The organism is Acinetobacter sp. C32I, assembly GCF_023702715.1.
Classification (GTDB): domain Bacteria; phylum Pseudomonadota; class Gammaproteobacteria; order Pseudomonadales; family Moraxellaceae; genus Acinetobacter.
Window position 1 is genome coordinate 291,080 of record NZ_CP098480.1, and the last position, 16,596, is coordinate 307,675.

The 16,596-nt window shown below is 38.1% G+C and carries 15 protein-coding genes, 1 tRNA gene and 1 pseudogene; 9 read left to right on the plus strand and 8 right to left on the minus strand.

Annotated elements, in window-relative coordinates:
* The 4 genes from NDN13_RS01465 to NDN13_RS01480 form a co-directional block, all read right to left on the minus strand.
* Entirely contained in the window at positions 1-1,296 is a 1,296-nt protein-coding gene (locus NDN13_RS01465) for a Y-family DNA polymerase (protein ID WP_251116892.1), read from the minus strand.
* 14 nt (positions 1,297-1,310) lie between these two features.
* Positions 1,311-1,937 carry a LexA family protein gene (locus NDN13_RS01470; RefSeq protein ID WP_251116893.1) on the minus strand — a complete coding sequence of 209 codons (627 nt, stop codon included), beginning with the start codon at positions 1,935-1,937 and terminating at the stop codon, positions 1,311-1,313.
* A 156-nt stretch (positions 1,938-2,093) separates the two neighbouring features.
* Positions 2,094-3,443 (minus strand): PIN-like domain-containing protein, encoded by a 1,350-nt coding sequence (locus NDN13_RS01475; RefSeq protein WP_251116894.1) that lies wholly within the window; start codon positions 3,441-3,443, stop codon positions 2,094-2,096.
* 62 nt (positions 3,444-3,505) lie between these two features.
* The gene (locus NDN13_RS01480) at positions 3,506-4,132 is read right to left on the minus strand and encodes an SOS response-associated peptidase (protein WP_251116895.1); all 627 of its coding nucleotides are present in this window, start codon (positions 4,130-4,132) and stop codon (positions 3,506-3,508) included.
* A 490-nt stretch (positions 4,133-4,622) separates the two neighbouring features.
* On the opposite strand from NDN13_RS01480, the gene NDN13_RS01485 reads away from it, so the two are divergent.
* The 3 genes and pseudogenes from NDN13_RS01485 to NDN13_RS01495 all read left to right on the plus strand — a co-directional run bounded on the left by NDN13_RS01485 (position 4,623) and on the right by NDN13_RS01495 (position 5,885).
* Positions 4,623-4,877, plus strand: coding sequence for a hypothetical protein (locus tag NDN13_RS01485; protein WP_251116896.1), 255 nt, complete (start codon positions 4,623-4,625; stop codon positions 4,875-4,877).
* Positions 4,874-5,185: a hypothetical protein gene (locus NDN13_RS01490; RefSeq protein ID WP_251116897.1), complete on the plus strand. Its 312-nt coding sequence runs from the start codon at positions 4,874-4,876 to the stop codon at positions 5,183-5,185. The genes NDN13_RS01485 and NDN13_RS01490 overlap by 4 nt, the downstream gene beginning before the upstream one ends.
* Positions 5,186-5,661: 476 nt before the next feature.
* A pseudogene (locus tag NDN13_RS01495) lies at positions 5,662-5,885 on the plus strand (hypothetical protein).
* A gap of 47 nt (positions 5,886-5,932) precedes the next feature.
* On the opposite strand, the gene NDN13_RS01500 reads toward NDN13_RS01495, so the two are convergent.
* From NDN13_RS01500 to NDN13_RS01510, 3 genes are all read right to left on the minus strand, one after another.
* A complete protein-coding gene (locus NDN13_RS01500) occupies positions 5,933-6,616 on the minus strand; it encodes a pirin family protein (RefSeq protein WP_251116898.1) in 684 nt (227 codons plus the stop codon).
* Positions 6,617-6,811: 195 nt separating this feature from the next.
* On the minus strand, positions 6,812-8,155 hold the full coding sequence (gene argG / locus NDN13_RS01505) for an argininosuccinate synthase (RefSeq protein WP_004652848.1): 1,344 nt from the start codon (positions 8,153-8,155) through the stop codon (positions 6,812-6,814).
* Positions 8,156-8,430: 275 nt separating this feature from the next.
* The gene (locus NDN13_RS01510; RefSeq protein WP_251116899.1) at positions 8,431-9,282 is read right to left on the minus strand and encodes a LysR family transcriptional regulator; all 852 of its coding nucleotides are present in this window, start codon (positions 9,280-9,282) and stop codon (positions 8,431-8,433) included.
* A 156-nt stretch (positions 9,283-9,438) separates the two neighbouring features.
* Here NDN13_RS01510 and NDN13_RS01515 point away from each other — a divergent pair, with 156 nt between their 5' ends.
* From NDN13_RS01515 to NDN13_RS01525, 3 genes are all read left to right on the plus strand, one after another.
* Complete coding sequence (locus NDN13_RS01515) at positions 9,439-10,356, plus strand: DMT family transporter (RefSeq protein WP_251116900.1); 918 nt, start codon at positions 9,439-9,441, stop codon at positions 10,354-10,356.
* A gap of 291 nt (positions 10,357-10,647) precedes the next feature.
* Positions 10,648-12,678 (plus strand): NADPH-dependent 2,4-dienoyl-CoA reductase, encoded by a 2,031-nt coding sequence (locus NDN13_RS01520; RefSeq protein ID WP_251116901.1) that lies wholly within the window; start codon positions 10,648-10,650, stop codon positions 12,676-12,678.
* Positions 12,679-12,763: 85 nt separating this feature from the next.
* Positions 12,764-12,853: transfer RNA gene (locus tag NDN13_RS01525), tRNA-Ser, on the plus strand.
* A gap of 184 nt (positions 12,854-13,037) precedes the next feature.
* Here the strand turns inward: NDN13_RS01525 and NDN13_RS01530 are convergent.
* A complete protein-coding gene (locus tag NDN13_RS01530; protein WP_251116902.1) occupies positions 13,038-13,568 on the minus strand; it encodes a dihydrofolate reductase family protein in 531 nt (176 codons plus the stop codon).
* A gap of 101 nt (positions 13,569-13,669) precedes the next feature.
* Here NDN13_RS01530 and NDN13_RS01535 point away from each other — a divergent pair, with 101 nt between their 5' ends.
* The 3 genes from NDN13_RS01535 to NDN13_RS01545 all read left to right on the plus strand — a co-directional run bounded on the left by NDN13_RS01535 (position 13,670) and on the right by NDN13_RS01545 (position 16,528).
* Positions 13,670-14,224, plus strand: coding sequence for a TetR/AcrR family transcriptional regulator (locus tag NDN13_RS01535; RefSeq protein ID WP_251116903.1), 555 nt, complete (start codon positions 13,670-13,672; stop codon positions 14,222-14,224).
* A gap of 175 nt (positions 14,225-14,399) precedes the next feature.
* Positions 14,400-14,609, plus strand: a complete 210-nt coding sequence (locus NDN13_RS01540) for a hypothetical protein (RefSeq protein WP_251116904.1) — start codon at positions 14,400-14,402, stop codon at positions 14,607-14,609.
* Positions 14,610-14,650: 41 nt separating this feature from the next.
* On the plus strand, positions 14,651-16,528 hold the full coding sequence (locus NDN13_RS01545) for a potassium transporter Kup (protein ID WP_251116905.1): 1,878 nt from the start codon (positions 14,651-14,653) through the stop codon (positions 16,526-16,528).
* Positions 16,529-16,596: the final 68 nt, after the last annotated feature.

The following is a 16,596-nucleotide window of genomic DNA, read 5'->3' on the forward strand; positions in this document are numbered from 1 at the left end:
TTATCCGATTCTAAAAAGTTCGTTCCAGTTGGTGAGATATGAGGGGGAGCGGCGGTTTTGATTCATTTGCCAAATAGCTTTCGTGTCATTGCAAAGGCCAAGCGAAACATGATCTTTTCCGTATTTCTCTTTGATTGCTTCCATCGTTTGTGAAAGCTTTTCACGTTGCTTTCGATGCGTGTAGTCAGTGAAAAGATCAGGTACAAATTTAGACTTAGGAATTAACTCGAGCAGAACAATTCCTGCCTTTTTGTATTTGAATCCCTTCTTGTAGATCTGATCGATACCTTTCATTGCAGCACGTGTGATTTCGAGTAAATCATCTGTATGTTCAGGCATTTGTACGATGATGTACGGCGAATAACGCTCATCCTTATTAAACTTTCCAGTCTGTATAAACACGCCAATCATCTTGCATATAGAGCCATCATGCCGCATACGTTCAACGCCTCGAGTCACAAATAAACGCACCGAAGATTTTATGTCGTCTTTCTCGTAAACTGGCTGGCCATATGATCTACTGCTAATAATCTGCTGCTTAGAGGGATTCTCATTTTCGATATCAATGCATGAAACGCCTTGCAGCTCACGTACAGTTTTTTCCATTACGATAGAAAATGATTTTTTAATCTCTTTCGGATTTGACTCAATCAGATCCAATACAGACTTAATGTTCATTAAGTTTAGTTTCTTACAGTTTTGTCGGCCTACTCCCCAAACTTCACCAACGTCCACTGCAGCAAGTAATTGTTCTGCTGAACATGGGTCCATTTCTGCTAAATTACATACCCCATTGAAATACTTGTATTTCTTAGCTATATGGTTGGAAATTTTAGCCTCTGTTTTACTACGGCCAATTCCAATACAACAGGGCAATCCTAACCATTGTTGGGCCTTAATTCTCATTTCTTGAGCGTATGCAGTTAAATCAAAGTTCTTCTCGAAGGTTGTAAGCTCTAAAAAGCACTCATCAATACTATAAATTTCTTGTTCGCCTGGTGCGACATACTGGCCAAGCATCAACATAAAGCGCCGTGACATTTCGGCGTATAGTGCGTAATTGCTTGATAGAACTTGAATGTTATGTTTTTTTACGATGTCCTCGATCTGGAACAATGGCACACCCATCTTGATGCCTAGATCCTTCGATTCTTGGCTACGTGCAACGGCGCAGCCATCATTATTACTGAGCACAATTACTGGCCGATCATTGAGCGCAGGATTAAAAACACGTTCGCATGAGGCGTACATGTTATTGACATCCACTAGCGCGAATATCCTGGTATTACTTTTCATGTTTATTCTTCTTGTTATGACCGGTAATGCATACGCTTTAAGTTGAATGTCACCACGCCCCATACAACCACGGTTTGGTTGTCTGCAGGGATGATGTGTTCATAAGCGGGATTTTCAGCTTTTAGCCAGACTTTCGGTAGAGGGTAATCCTCATCACCAAAGATCTCTTTAATCTCGTTCTTGGACATTTTAGAGGTGATCATAAGCCGCTTAATCGTTGAGTCTTTATTATCGATTAAGGCAACTACGATATCCTGGTGAGCAGCCTCTATGCTGCGATCGATGATAATTGGATCATCAATTTCAAGACCAGCACCAAGCATTGACTCACTGTCTACGCGGGCCATGAAAGAGGATATTGGGTTGTGAATGAGGTATTCATTTAGATCAACCGTTGTATCTAAATCATCTTTGGTGGCGAATGCAGGACCTGCAGGTATGCGCTCTAATGCCATCGGAATAGAGGTTTTTGATTTTGGCAGGATAGGTGTAAGCCCAAGCTTATCAATCAGATCCGTTTGCATTGAGATCTGTTCTAGCAAGGTATTGATAGTCGGGCTAGGTTTCCCGTCTTGGCCCATGAGAGTCTGTAGACTCGTCCATGCGCCTTCCGAGAAGTAGATTGGCAACTTCTTAGACATTTGGTTTCTCCTACGCTACAAGGCGTGTTTGGATTTACCTTTTTAGGATAAGGTTTTTACCATTAGAATTTCAAATTTATTTATCTGTGGATAAACAAGAACAAGTCAAAAGTTGTCGCGGGTTAATGTGTGTTTGGTCGGGAAAGGTTCGGCTCATTACTCTAAGAGCTTCGAAATATCTTGAATATTATTTTTGATTTGCTCAGCAACAGCTATTTGCCCAAAAGATCTTACAGTTGATTCGCTGAGTGTTTTAAGAGCAAAAACAGACTGATTAATCTTATCCAATCTTTCTAAAATTAACTCAAAATTAAGGTCGTTTGTACGCTTAGATATTTCGGGGATTAGAGTGAAATTATAATCATTTAAGTCGTTTAATTTTATTAGTGCTAAATTAATAATATTAATTTTAAAAAGAATTTGATTAAGCTGATTGGACAAAGAGAAAAAATTATGTTCATTGAGCTTTGCTGCAAGATTCTTGAAATTTTGTTCTTTATGAGCTTGATGATCTATCTCTAAAGACTGATTAATATCACTATAAGATTCTATTTTGATTTGTACATTCAAAAAGTCGTCTGATTTTTTAAGAAATCCTACAGAATCAAAAATGTGAAAATCATTTATATTAGCGTTAGATAATATTTCTTGTTTTAACTCAGGGCGTGCACCTAGAATTTTATCTCCGCTTTGATTAATAATACTTAACCAATCTATTTTTTTATCATCAGTAATAAATACTATATTTTGGATATTTTTATCTTGAGAATAATTAATCATTTGTTTGAAAATAATTAAGTCGCCGAATTTAGATTTGTAGTTTAAATTATCAAATGAAAATATTTCATTCTTGTCATTGTCTTGGAAGCCTGGTGGAGTTTTATATAGATACCTTTCTTCCCCTTCTTCGAATAACTTATCTAACTCAAGTTGATTTTGAAATATATTTTGACCTATAGCATTTCCTTTGAAAATTAAATCAAGTTTATCTCTTATGGAGTCAGAAGAAGTAACAAATATTCTTTTACCTTCATGTGCTGATACTAACTTATTTATTTCTATTGTTTTTTCTTTTATTTTTGAATTGATTTCTTTTATACTTTTTTCAATTTCACCAACTAAATCCGATAAAGCGGAATAGACATCTGGAAAAGTTTTTTGAATGGAGTAAGTTTTTTGAATATCAGATAATAAATTATTATTTAACTGAAAGAGCTTATTATATTCACTTATCTTGTTTTGCAAGTCAGTAAAGTATTGGCTTCGACGAACAATTACACCTGCTCTATTTCTTTGATATTCTAGGGCAACATGGTAAGGGATCCATACTTTTTCATCTATTTGTGAAAGTACTTGGAAAAAATCTTTTCTAGTCTGGTCATTATAAGAATATAAATTCAAAAGTACACTTGTATCAAAGATGAAACGAGTATTTGGACTTAACCAAATATCTTTTAATTTTTTGTCATCTACGTTGCTATAAAAAGAAGAGAATTGGTCTTTCATTAGAGATTAGGTTTTAAAAATAATTTTTGGATTTTATAAAAAAATGTAGAAAAAGGAAATTCTTATTTAATAATTTGGGATTTAGGCGCTGCTTTATATTCTTCTCGTGGTATCTCAATTAAAAAGTCTTTAGCTTGTTCATGACTGCATCCTAGCCAATCATTGCGTCTACCTTTCGGAATAACCACAATTGAGCGCTTTTCATCGTCTGGCGCGTGAAATTGATTCATAAGGGGATGATCATCTGCATTGATCGTTAACATGCTCATGGAGATAATCGGTTCGCCGTTTACTGTGGCATGTTCATAAATACCGGCTACGGTGAAAGGCATGTCATCTTCACGATAGATCCCGTACCAGTGTGATTTTCCGTCAATATATTTCGGCTCGAAAATCGTTTCTACTGGAATCAAGCAAAATTGATGCTTTGCCCAGGCATGGCGGAAGCTTGGTTTTGTGGCCACAGTTTCCGATCTAGCGTTATATGTGTTTTTTATTTTTTTTAGATCATCAACCCAGTTCGGTACCAGACCAAACCTAGCCGCTCGCCATTCTAAACCGTGATCAGTAGAAATAATGATTGGGCCATCATAGCCAGGGAATAGGTCCGCTTTATAGTCAAAGGTCGGCTCATATAAGTTTAATAATTGTGCTCGACTTCGTGAAATAGGTTCATAGTTAGCGCACATGTTACTCTCCATGTTTTGAATAAATATTATGCGCCCGCTAAATGTTTGTTTGTTGAGTGACCATGTGTATTTTTTTAATTCATTCTATGAAATCCCTTCGGGGAATGGTTCCGTAAAGGTCTGATTATATTGATATTAGTTTTATAGTTTTCGTGTGTTTTTATATGCTTTAAAATGACACTATTTTAATATTATTCAATGGTTTGTATCATTTAGGGCGCAATCTTGACATCGTAGAGGTCTCCAGTTCGAGTCTGGATATACCTACCAAGATTCTCGCTTTATCAGCGATTTATAACCCACCTCAATAGGTGGGTTTTTCTTTTTTAGAGAATCTTGTCTTATTTAAAAATAATTATGAAATTTTAATAAGAAAATTAACGTCTGATATAATGAATTGACTATAAAAATTCCTAAATGAGATTGATTGGAATTAGGTCTTGAATGATGTTTGAATTTGATCTTTATTATTTTAAAGGGGTGGAATAACATGAAAATATTGAGTACAGCTTTATTATGTATATCAATTATTGTCTCAATTGGTGGTTCAGCTTATTACTTAAAACAAGAACCTAAAACTTTGATTGAAACAAATTATGGTTCTGTAAATTTAGGTCAAGTATTTGCTGAATCTGTTTTAATGACAGTTGAGATTGATGGTTTTTCTGGGCATCAAGATTATGATGTTGTTTTAAATCAAGGAAGTTTTTTCGAAGCTAAAAAGAGGCTATGGAAAGAAAAATGAAACTTATATTCATTGACTCTCCTGAAAGTGAAAAAATTAGCTATGATATTGCAACAGTTACTAGTGATAGAGATGTAGTCATTATAACAGCAATTCGTTACAACAGCTCAAATTTTATGAATCAGCCTTATATTCTTACTATGAGTAAGAAAACATATAAAATTAAAAAAGATGAGCCTGTAAAATCTTCTTTAGAAAAATTTGTGGATGATGCAATAGCTATAAATAAGAAAGATGTCGCCAATCGATTGTACATTACAAATAAAGAGCTTTATGGATTGGTCGTTGAGAAAGACCCAAAGTCATAAATTAGACAAAGCTATTTTGAATTGATATGTACAACTGACCTTGTGTAATTGGTTTTATCGGAATGAATATGCAATCTATTGAAAATGTAATTCCATAAAGATTTAATCTAGCTGTTGATACTTGGGTAGGGTGACGAGGTATAGTTAGAAATTAAAAAATATCAGCAAGTGACATGTATATGGTGGGCTTCTTATAGTTCATAATTTTGAGGGCTTGACCAAGCCTAATATTGGTGCTAATTTAATCAATAAGGAAGTCATATACTATTTGGGATTTAAGAGAAATCTTGCCTAAATGAACAAAGATATGACAACCTGAACACACAGCTAACAACGAACGAAACGGTTTAGATCGTTTTTAAAAATGTTCAAGGTTGTAGAAAAGCCCGTTAATCGGGCTTTTTTAATGCCGATTATTTTTGAATGAAATTTAGACTATAGTGAAATAAAGATTGGAGGAGCAATAGGGGATTGTGATGCTGATGTTTATTATTTTGGTCATCGTGATTGGTTTGGTTTTATTAGTGTTCTTCGCAAAGAAAACAGATGCTACACAGGATACATCTGATTATAGTTATCCTTATTCTTCCACAACTTCGAACTGTGATTCATTTCAGGACAATAATGATCAACGTATAGATGATTGTGGTTCTAGAGTTCAGACTCAAGCGGTTGTGATAGTCGTAGCAATAATGATTAAAAAAAACGTGTACCCCTTGAGGGTAAGAGGTACACGTTAAACCGAGCTTAAGGTAGGTCAAACCAAATCATTTGACTGTCTTGTAATGCAGTAATGGTTGCAGTCTCATCAAATAGTAAAGCATCGCCTGCTTTAACCAAATGATCGGCAATCATTACTTCACCTGAAATCACATGCACATAGTTTACTTTTTTCTGTGCTGTAATCTCTAAATGTTGATCTTTCTCAATGACTGCAGTTTTCACTTCAGCATTTTGACGGATCGACATTGGCGCAGATCCATCACCAGCAATCAAGTGCCACTGGTTTGGATGATCTTTCGGATTCAGCTGAATTTGCTGATAAGTTGGTTCAGCATCTTGTACATTCGGTTGAATCCAAATCTGTAATAGATGCACCGCTTTATCATGCTTGTTCATTTCACTGTGGGTGACCCCAGTTCCAGCGCTCATCAACTGCCATTCACCGGCATTGATCTGGCCTTCATTACCCATGCTGTCTTTATGGGAAATGGTGCCATCAAGTACACAGGTCAAGATTTCCATGTTGTCATGGGGATGAGTACCGAAACCATTATGCGCAGCAACCGTATCATCGTTAATCACGCGAAGCGCACTGACGCCCATATATTTAGGGTTATACCAGCTACCAAATGAAAAGCTATGATAGGTGTCTAACCAGCCTGCTTTGACATGACCACGGTTTTCACTACGATGTAGATAAGCATTCATCTTTCATCTCCCAAATTATTGTGTTTTGCTTAATGCTTATATTATCGATTCATTATGACGATAAATAGTCTTTAATTGCGACATATTGTTCTATAAATGCAATGATTCGATAATGCGTATTTTCTTGAATAGAATAAAAAAGGCTGAATAAAAATATTCAGCCTTTTCAAGTAGGTAAATTAATTTACCCATCTTTTATTTAGATTTGTTTTCCAATTGCGGAATTGCAGAGCCTTGACCCACTGCAAGCAAACCTGTTTCGGTATAGATACCCAATTTTGCACGGGTATCGGTAATGTCGAGGTTACGCATAGTTAACTGACCGATACGATCCATTGGCGTAAACATTGAATCACCTTTCTCCATCGTTAAACGCTCAGCTTCATACGTGAGGTTAGGAGATTCAGTGTTCATGATGGTGTAGTCATTACCACGACGTAATTCTAAAGTCACCGTACCTGTAATTGCTTTAGCAACCCAACGTTGTGAAGTTTCACGCAGCATTAATGCTTGAGAATCGAACCAACGACCTTGGTAGAGTAAGCGACCTAAACGCAAACCGTTAATACGGTATTGTTCAATCGTGTCTTCGTTATGAATACCAGTCACCAAACGCTCATAAGCGATATGTAATAAAGCCATACCTGGTGCTTCATAGATACCACGAGATTTCGCTTCGATGATACGGTTTTCAATTTGGTCAGACATACCTAGACCATGACGACCACCGATACGGTTTGCTTCAAGAATGAATTCAACAGGATCTTCGATACGTTGACCATTCAGCGCAACTGGCATACCTTGTTCAAAAGTGATGCTCACTTCTTCTGGTTGGATTTCAACGTCATCTTTCCAGAATGCAACGCCCATGATCGGATCTACGATTTTAATACCCGCATTGAGGTATTCTAAATCTTTGGCTTCGTGCGTCGCGCCCAACATATTTGAGTCAGTTGAATACGCCTTTTCTTTTGACATTTTATAGTCAAAACCGTTGTCGATTAAGAATTGCGACATTTCGGCACGGCCGCCTAACTCATCAATAAAGGTTTGGTCTAACCAAGGCTTATAGATTTTAAGCGCAGGGTTGGTCAATAAACCGTAACGATAGAAACGTTCAATATCGTTACCTTTATAAGTCGAACCGTCACCCCAAATATTGACGTCATCTTCTTTCATCGCGGTAACAAGCATCGTACCTGTCACTGCACGACCTAAAGGTGTGGTATTGAAGTAAGGTACACCACCAGTGCTGATGTGGAACGCGCCACATTGAATTGCAGCAATACCTTCAAGTGCAAGTTGTAAACGACAATCGATTAATCGAGCTTTGACTGCGCCGTACTGTTCAGCTTTCTTTGGAATAGCATCATAGTCATCTTCATCAGGTTGACCCAGATTTGCAGTATATGCATAAGGCTCTGCGCCTTTCTGTTTCATCCATAATAAAGCTGCTGAAGTGTCTAAACCACCAGAGAAGGCAATCCCAACTTTTTTACCTACTGGTACATGCTGCAAGATCGTTGCATTATCAGTCATTGCTAGTCCTAACTATTTCGAAATAGGCACCCTAATACTTCGGTGACCAAAGAGAATTTATACGTCCCGTACTATATCACTTTTCAAATCGATTTTTTTTCTGTTAGGAAAGGAATTCTTTTTTTTTCATTTGAAAAATAGATTAACATCAGAAAAATATAAAGTTTTACGATAAGCATTCACAATAAGGCGTTAACAGACCCTGAACTTTAAAAAATCTCACATGAAAAGTACATCAAGAGGTTGCAAGCACTCTTTATAAAAAAGTGTCTTAGTTAAAGTGAATCATTTAAACCAATAAATTGCTTCTCAATTGGGGTAAATACATGATCGTGACGTGCAATTAGATAAAGACCGATATCCCGATACTGTTCAGGCGTTTCTCGATAGTATTGGATGTTATATTTTTCAATCAAAGATTTGGCAATCATCGAGATGCCCATACCTAATTGGGTAAAGTGAATTAGAGCTTCATGATCGTAAATATGGGTGAGTTCACCCTTTTTAAGGTTATAGTCTGTGTAGATGCTGTCTAAGGTGGTGGCGTAGCAGCATTGTTCAGAAGCCAGCAAGATATTTTGATGATTCAGAGATTCTTCGAGACTGTCATGGTTGATCATGTTTTTACCAATAATTACCAGTTGATCATCCGCTTTTTGAATATATTGCAGATTTTTATGTTTAGGATGTCCTAGGGCATAAGCAATATCCAAATTGCCCGCTAAAATCTCATCCTCAATATAACCTGTTGGGCCTGTTTTCATGGTGATGGAAAGATCAGGGTAGGCTTCATAGAGCTGACTAAATGAAGGGTAGAAACGCATCCCGCCTAGACTAGTATTGGTGCCAAAGCGTAAAACGCTTTCTTGCTGATAGATTTTATTTTCAGTTTCTTCCCAAGTAAAAATCATTTTTTTGTATTGGGCGTATAAATTCATACCTGATTCAGTCAGTTCAACGCCTTTAGGCTTACGAATAAACAGTTGGCGTTTATAGTGATTTTCAATCTTTTTAATTTTCGCAGTCATATTGGACTGTAAATAATTGAGCTTATTTGCCGCGGCAGTAATGCTTTTCAGCTCTGCCACAGTCACAAATGATCGGATATCGCTAATATCAATATTCACGGCAAGTCCTCAATATTTCAGTTCGAAAGGTGTTATCAAAAAGAATGAATTGAATTAGGTATCAAAAAAAATGATGTATCTATTAAAACATAGCATTATTCATGATGTCATTTATTTTATACACTAAGCTTACTTTTTATCGGTTGAGTACAACACGTGAATATTCGAGTCGTGAGTGCAATCGCGTTGCTGTGTCTGGTTTGGGGTTCGTTATGGGGCTTGGTCAAACATAGCTTACAAGTGTTTCCACCATTTCTATTTATCTCTACACGGTTGATTTTAGCTGCATTGACATTAATGCTGGTACAACGGATTTTAAAAAAATCCATTTTGCCTGAGCAAGCTGAGTGGAAGCCCTTAATCATTTTAAGTGTATTGATCTGTTTTGGTTTTTATGCCACGCAGACCTTTGCCATGCAATTTGTGGGTTCAGGTTTATCAGCTGTACTGGTATTTACCATGCCGATTTTTATTGCTGTATTAGCGCATTATTTTTTAAATGAAAGGTTGAATACCCAGAAAATCTTGGGGCTCGTTTTAGGAACCTTGGGACTCATCGCAATTTTATGGCCGCAATTACATCATGTGCATATGAATATGTCATTGCTGGGGCAGGTGTTACTCATCGGTTCAGGCTTTTTCTGGGCATTATCGACGGTTTACATCAAAAAGAATTTTGCGGCTTATGACAAAATCAAACTCACCATTTGGCAGCTTCTGCTAGGCGGAAGCTTAATGTTTGTTATGGCCTTATTGTTTGAGCCTGTAGATGCTCAGGTTTGGCTGAATCCGCTGAATGAATCTGCTTTATTCTATATTGCGGTGGTAGGCACTGGTTTTGCCTTTGTGCTTTGGAACTGGATTGTCAGTCAGGTGGATACTTTTGTCGCTTCGATTTCGATTATGTGTATCCCGATTTTGAGTCTATTTTTTGGTTCTCTGATCTGGCATGAAGCTTTGACGCTTAACATCTTAATTGGTGCTGCTTTTATCTGTATGGGTATTGTGATGAGTTCACTCAAAATGAAAGTACAGAAAAGTCGCTTAGCTTATTCAGGTAATCAACAACATTAAATTGGGCAGCATTGGTCAGCATGAGGATAAGCCGAAGCGACTATCAATAAGTCGGAGCTTAATGTTTTAGATTGAATAAAAGCAGTCACTATTATTGTGGCTGCTTTTTTATGTCGACCTGCTTCTGTAATTCAGCAATCTTTATAGAGGATGTAGCAGAATCTTAAGTAGGTTTAAGCCAAATTGACACTTTCAACAGCTAAATTTTTAGATAGAGTCATCCCAAATCAATAAAAAAGTATTAAAGTACTATGCAACAAGTTGCAAAGCCAAAATTAGAGAAGGAATACCATGACTAGCTATGCAAATATCTTAAAGCCATTACATTTGGGTTTTACTACCATTAAAAACCGTGTGGTAATGGGTTCGATGCACTCCGGTTTAGAAGACCGCTTCTTTAACTATCCTAAACTCGCTGCTTATTTTGGTGAGCGAGCAAAGGGCGGTGTAGGTCTAATTATCACTGGTGGTATTTCTCCAAACCGTCAAGGCTGGTTGTTGCCAGCGGGCGGAACCATGAATAGTTTGGCAGATATTCCTCATCATCGTTTAGTCACCCATGCAGTACATAAGCATGGCGCGAAGATTTTGATGCAAATCCTGCATTCTGGTCGTTATGGTTATCATCCATTTTCGGTATCTTCTTCTCCGATTCAAGCACCGATCAACCCATTTAAGCCACGTCAAATGTCTGACTCTCAGATATTGGCGACCATTGAAGATTATGTACGTTGTGCGAGCTTAGCGAAAAAAGCTGGTTATGATGGCGTCGAAATCATGGGGTCGGAAGGTTATCTAATTAACCAGTTTTTAAGTAGCCATGTGAATAAGCGTACTGACCGTTGGGGCGGTGATATCGACAATCGTATGCGTTTCCCTGTCGAAATTGTCAAAGCGATTCGCGCTAAAGTCGGTGAAAAATTCATTATTGCATTCCGTTTGTCTTTGCTTGATCTAGTACATGATGGCAATACCATGCAAGAAGTGATTGTGGTTGCCAAAGCATTAGAAAAAGCAGGGATTACGCTGTTAAATACAGGGATTGGTTGGCATGAAGCACGTGTTCCAACGATTGTAACCTCTGTGCCGCGTGCCGCTTTTGTGGATTATACCGCTGCGGTAAAACAGCACGTTTCTGTTCCCGTGATTGCATCAAACCGTATTAATATGCCTGATGTCGCTGAAGATATTATTGCTTCAGGCAAGGCGGATATGGTGCAAATGGCACGTCCATTCTTGGCAGATGCTTATTGGGTGAATAAGACTGCAACCAATCGTGTGGATGAAATTAATACCTGTATCGCGTGTAACCAAGCCTGTTTAGATCATGCATTTAAAAATGAGCGTGTCAGCTGTCTAGTCAATCCACAAGCATGTCATGAAACAGAATTGGTTTATATCAAAACTAAAAAACCAAAACGTATTGCGGTTGTCGGTGGTGGTGTCGCTGGTATGTCTGCTGCGACAGTGGCTGCAAGCCGTGGTCACGCCGTAACTTTATTTGAAGCAAATCATGATGTTGGCGGTCAGTTTAATTTAGCCAAAGTGGTACCTGGAAAAGAAGAATTCCATGAGACCATCCGTTACTTTAAAGTGCAGCTGAAACAAACGGGTGTAGATGTTCGTTTAAATACACGTGTAAACCGTGAACAGTTAGAACGTGAAGGTTTTGATGAAGTGGTTGTGGCTACGGGTGTTGTACCACGTGCATTGAAGATTCAGGGCAGTACTGCACCTCAAGTGTTGTCATATGCAGAAGTATTACGAGGCGCAGAAGTGGGTCATAAGGTTGCTGTGATTGGTGCAGGCGGGATTGGCTTTGATGTATCAGAATTTCTGTTAAAACCACCACATCAACCTCAGCCACAACCCTTAGCAGAATGGCAACGTGAGTGGGGTGTAGATCCAGATCCTAACTATATCTCTGAAGGTGGAATGCAGCGCCCAGAAGTTGAAGTTCCAGTGCGTCAGATTTATTTATTGCAGCGCAAAACCACACCGCTTGGAATTGGTTTAGGTAAAACCTCTGGTTGGGTGCATCGTGCACAGTTAAAAAAGCATGCAGTACGTATGTTACGTGGTGTGCAATATAAAGCGGTGACCGATGAAGGTTTGTGGGTTGAGCATAATGGCCATGATCAATTATTGCGTGTAGATACCATTGTCGTATGTGCTGGGCAAGAGTCAGTAAAAGATTTAATGCCTAAAGATGGTGAAAATACTTCTGCGAACTACCACATTATTGGTGGGGCAAAGCTCGCAGCAGAGCTAGATGCCAAGCGTGCGATCCGAGATGGTGCTGAATTAGCCGCAAAACTCTAAAATTGATGAAACATTATGCATTTGAATACATTGCAATTAAATTTCTCTTGTATAAAGAGGGCAAGCTTTGTATTCTTACGCACATGGAAGCGTGGCAGAGCGGTTTAATGCACCGGTCTTGAAAACCGACGAGGGTGTGAGTCCTCCGTGAGTTCGAATCTCACCGCTTCCGCCAAATATCTTAAAGGGAATCAAACATATGTTTGATTCCCTTTTTCTTTGGCACAATTTTGGTACTATTCGATATTTTAGCGATCTCTGCTTTGTTCTTATCAGCGTTAATCCACTACGTGTACGCTTCTTGAGCATCACCACACGATGACCAAGCTGAGGCGCAACATAGATTGGATTTGAGTTATTTACTTGCGGACATAATAATTTTTAACGATAGCATCAAGATAAACTTCCGTTTTTAAATATTTAAATTTTAACGGAGTTTTCAAATCACAGAACAGTGGAATGCCGCCGCCAAGTAAAGTCGGAATTGTTGAAATGATGAGTTCATCGATCATGTCTTCTTTCAGGAAGCTTTGAATGGTGATGCCACCATCAATATAGAGATTGTGATATCCATTTTTATTTAAGCGGTCGACAATATCTTGAAGCTTACCCTTTTCAAGAAAAACCTTACCCTGTAGAGCAGAAGGAACATCTGTTAAGGTATGACTTAAAATAAAGACGGGTTTTTGATAAGGCCACTCACAACCAAAACCTAAAATAGTCTCTAATGTCTTCCTACCCATAATCATTGCATCAATTCTTTGTAAAAATTCTGAAAAACCAAAATCTGATTGATCTGCTGGTGTGGCCTCATGCAACCAATCAAGTTGATGATTCTTATCAGCAATATAGCCATCCAAGCTTGTTGCTATATATACGATATTACTCATAATTTTTTCCTTATTGCATCGTCTATTGGCAAAGTAGCTGAAAACGAATAGAATAATTCTACATTGTAGAATTTATATGTCTAGTTTATTGAGAATTTAGAATGGATGTCAAGGATAAAAAAAGAGGTCGGCCAACTAGAGGTCAAGAGGGCTTGGATAAAGAGGTGATTATAAATACAGTCAAAGTATTGATGCTGGATACAGGTAAAATACCCAGTATTCGGCAATTGGCATCGCTTCTCCAAGTCGATGCCATGGCGATGTATCATTATTTTAAAAATAAAGAGGATTTACTTGAAGCTGTAACCATATCTTTAATCAGTGACATATATCGTCCGTCAAATAGCAGTTGCTGGCAAGGAGAACTAGAGCAGCTTTGTTTGAGTTACCTAAATTTATTAAAACAATATTCAGGTTTATTAGAAACGCTATTAGGCATGACAAGCACTGGTCCTGCTATCGTTTTTCAAAATCGCTACTTAAAAATTATTTCGGGCCTAAATTTAGATGATGAGACTAAGGTGCAAAGTTTGAATTTACTGGTTGACTATTTGCATGGATTTGCTTTGGCAATGAAATGTAATCAATCAAAACAGCCTTTATTGATAGACGATATCAAAGGACCACTTGCATTAATCTGTAAAATTTTAACTTAAATTTTTATAAAGCCAGATAGGTTTCTTTAAACTCACATCGCCATATATCGTTTTAAAAAAGAGGTGAGCCATTATGAGCGCAGATGACGTTGTCTAAAAATTTACGCAAATTTTACGCGGCCATTTTTTTAAGTTTATTAAAATACACTTTGCAATCATTCTTATGGATAGGTTAATGGGTTTCTTTAATACATCTGATCAAGACAATCATGTTCATAACTTGCTTCTTAATCAAAAAGACATACTGATGGGGTATAGCGTAGATGTGCTGGTTGAAAAATATGTCGGTGCATCAAAAGAAATACAGCAGATTATTGTTCAGATTCTTAAAGAGAGAGGGTATTCTTCACGAGAAATAGAGCATATGCTTAAAGAAAATAAATGACCAAAGTCTTGCCCTATAACAGTTAATAAAGAAAGCTCATTATGCAAAATACTACAAAAAAAGCAGCATTGCCTGCCACAGCGTTGGCAGCGCTCGGGGTGGTCTTTGGAGATATCGGAACAAGTCCTCTCTATGCATTAAAGGAATCCTTCCATGCGGCTCATGGTTTGGGGATTCAACCTGAAAATGTATTAGGTATTTTGTCGATTATCTTCTGGTGCTTAATGCTGATCATCAGTATTAAATATATCGCGATTGTCATGCGTGCAGACAATAATGGTGAAGGTGGGATCATGGCTTTATTGGCCTTGAACCTGCGTAAAGCGAAATTATCAGAAACAAAAAAAATCTATCTCATCGCAATTGGTTTTATTGGGGCATCTTTATTCTTTGGAGATGGGATTATCACCCCAGCCATATCCGTTCTTTCCGCAGTTGAAGGTTTATCCATTGCCACCAATGTGCTTGACCCTTTCATTGTGCCCATTGCGATTGTGATTGTGACCACGCTGTTTTTGATGCAAAAACATGGCACAGCCTTTGTCGGTAAGTTTTTTGGACCAATCACCTTAGTCTGGTTTTTGTCACTTGGCATTTTAGGTATTGCCAGTGTGATACAGACACCAGTTGTATTGGGGATGGTGAGTCCACATTGGGCAATACAGTTTATTTTCACTCATCCAGTTCAGTCTTTCTTTATTATGGGGGCCGTGGTGTTAACCGTCACTGGTGGAGAAGCGCTGTATGCGGATATGGGGCACTTTGGCCCACGTCCGATTCGTTTTGGATGGTTCAGTGTCGTGTTACCTTGCTTGGTTTTAAACTATGCCGGCCAAGGTGCACTATTACTGCGAAATCCCGCAGCGATTGAAAACCCATTCTATTTATTGGTGCCAAGTTGGGCGTTATACCCGATGATTATCTTGGCGACTATGGCCGCGGTGATTGCTTCACAAGCGGTTATTTCTGGGGTGTTTTCCTTGGCACGCCAAGCAATTCAATTGGGTTATTTACCAAGATTAGCGATTAAACATACTTCTGATTCAGAAGAAGGGCAGATTTATGTGCCTTTTCTAAACTGGCTATTACTGATTGCAATTTTAATTCTAATTTTAATCTTCCAGACCAGTTCAAACCTTGCCAGTGCTTATGGTCTAGCGGTTACATTAACCATGCTGTGCGATACGATTTTGGTTGCAGTCTTTATTTACTATGCTTGGAAATGGAGTCTACCAAAGGTATTTCTACTTATTATTCCATTTTTCATTCTAGAGTCAGTTTTGGTTGCCGCTGCATCTTTAAAAATATTCTCAGGTGGTTGGGTTCCATTATTAATTGGTGCTGTTGCAATGATTATTTTAATGACTTGGAAGCGAGGCCGAGAGCTCACTTTTACCAAGCTTGAACATGACACATTGTCACTCGACTTATTCATAAGAAGTATTGGTGATAGTGTATATCGTGTACCTGGAGATGCCGTATTCCTGACAGGTACGCCAAATGTGGTTCCACATGCCATGTTGCATAATATTAAGCACAATAAAGTATTACATGAGCGCAATATTCTGGCGACTGTGGTAATTGAAGATGTTCCTTTTGTCCCGCAAGAAGAGCGTATTCATGTTGAAACTTTAGATCAGCAATTCTATCGCATCAAAATTTTCTATGGCTTTAAAGATGAACCGAATGTGCCTCGTGCATTGGCTCAAGCCTATGAACAGCTAGAGTTTGAATACGATTTGATGCAGATTAGCTTCTTTATCTCACGTGAACGTATCATGCATAGTGTCGGGGATGGCATGGCACCTTGGCGGGAGCATTTATTTATTTCAATGCAACGTAATACCAGTCCAGTCAGTGATTTTTATCAAATCCCGACCAACCGCGTAGTGGAACTGGGTAGCCAGATTGAAATTTAAAAATATATCTCAATTCTTATAATCTGATTGTGATTATATGAGCCAAACTCAAAAAGCCCTTGTGATAA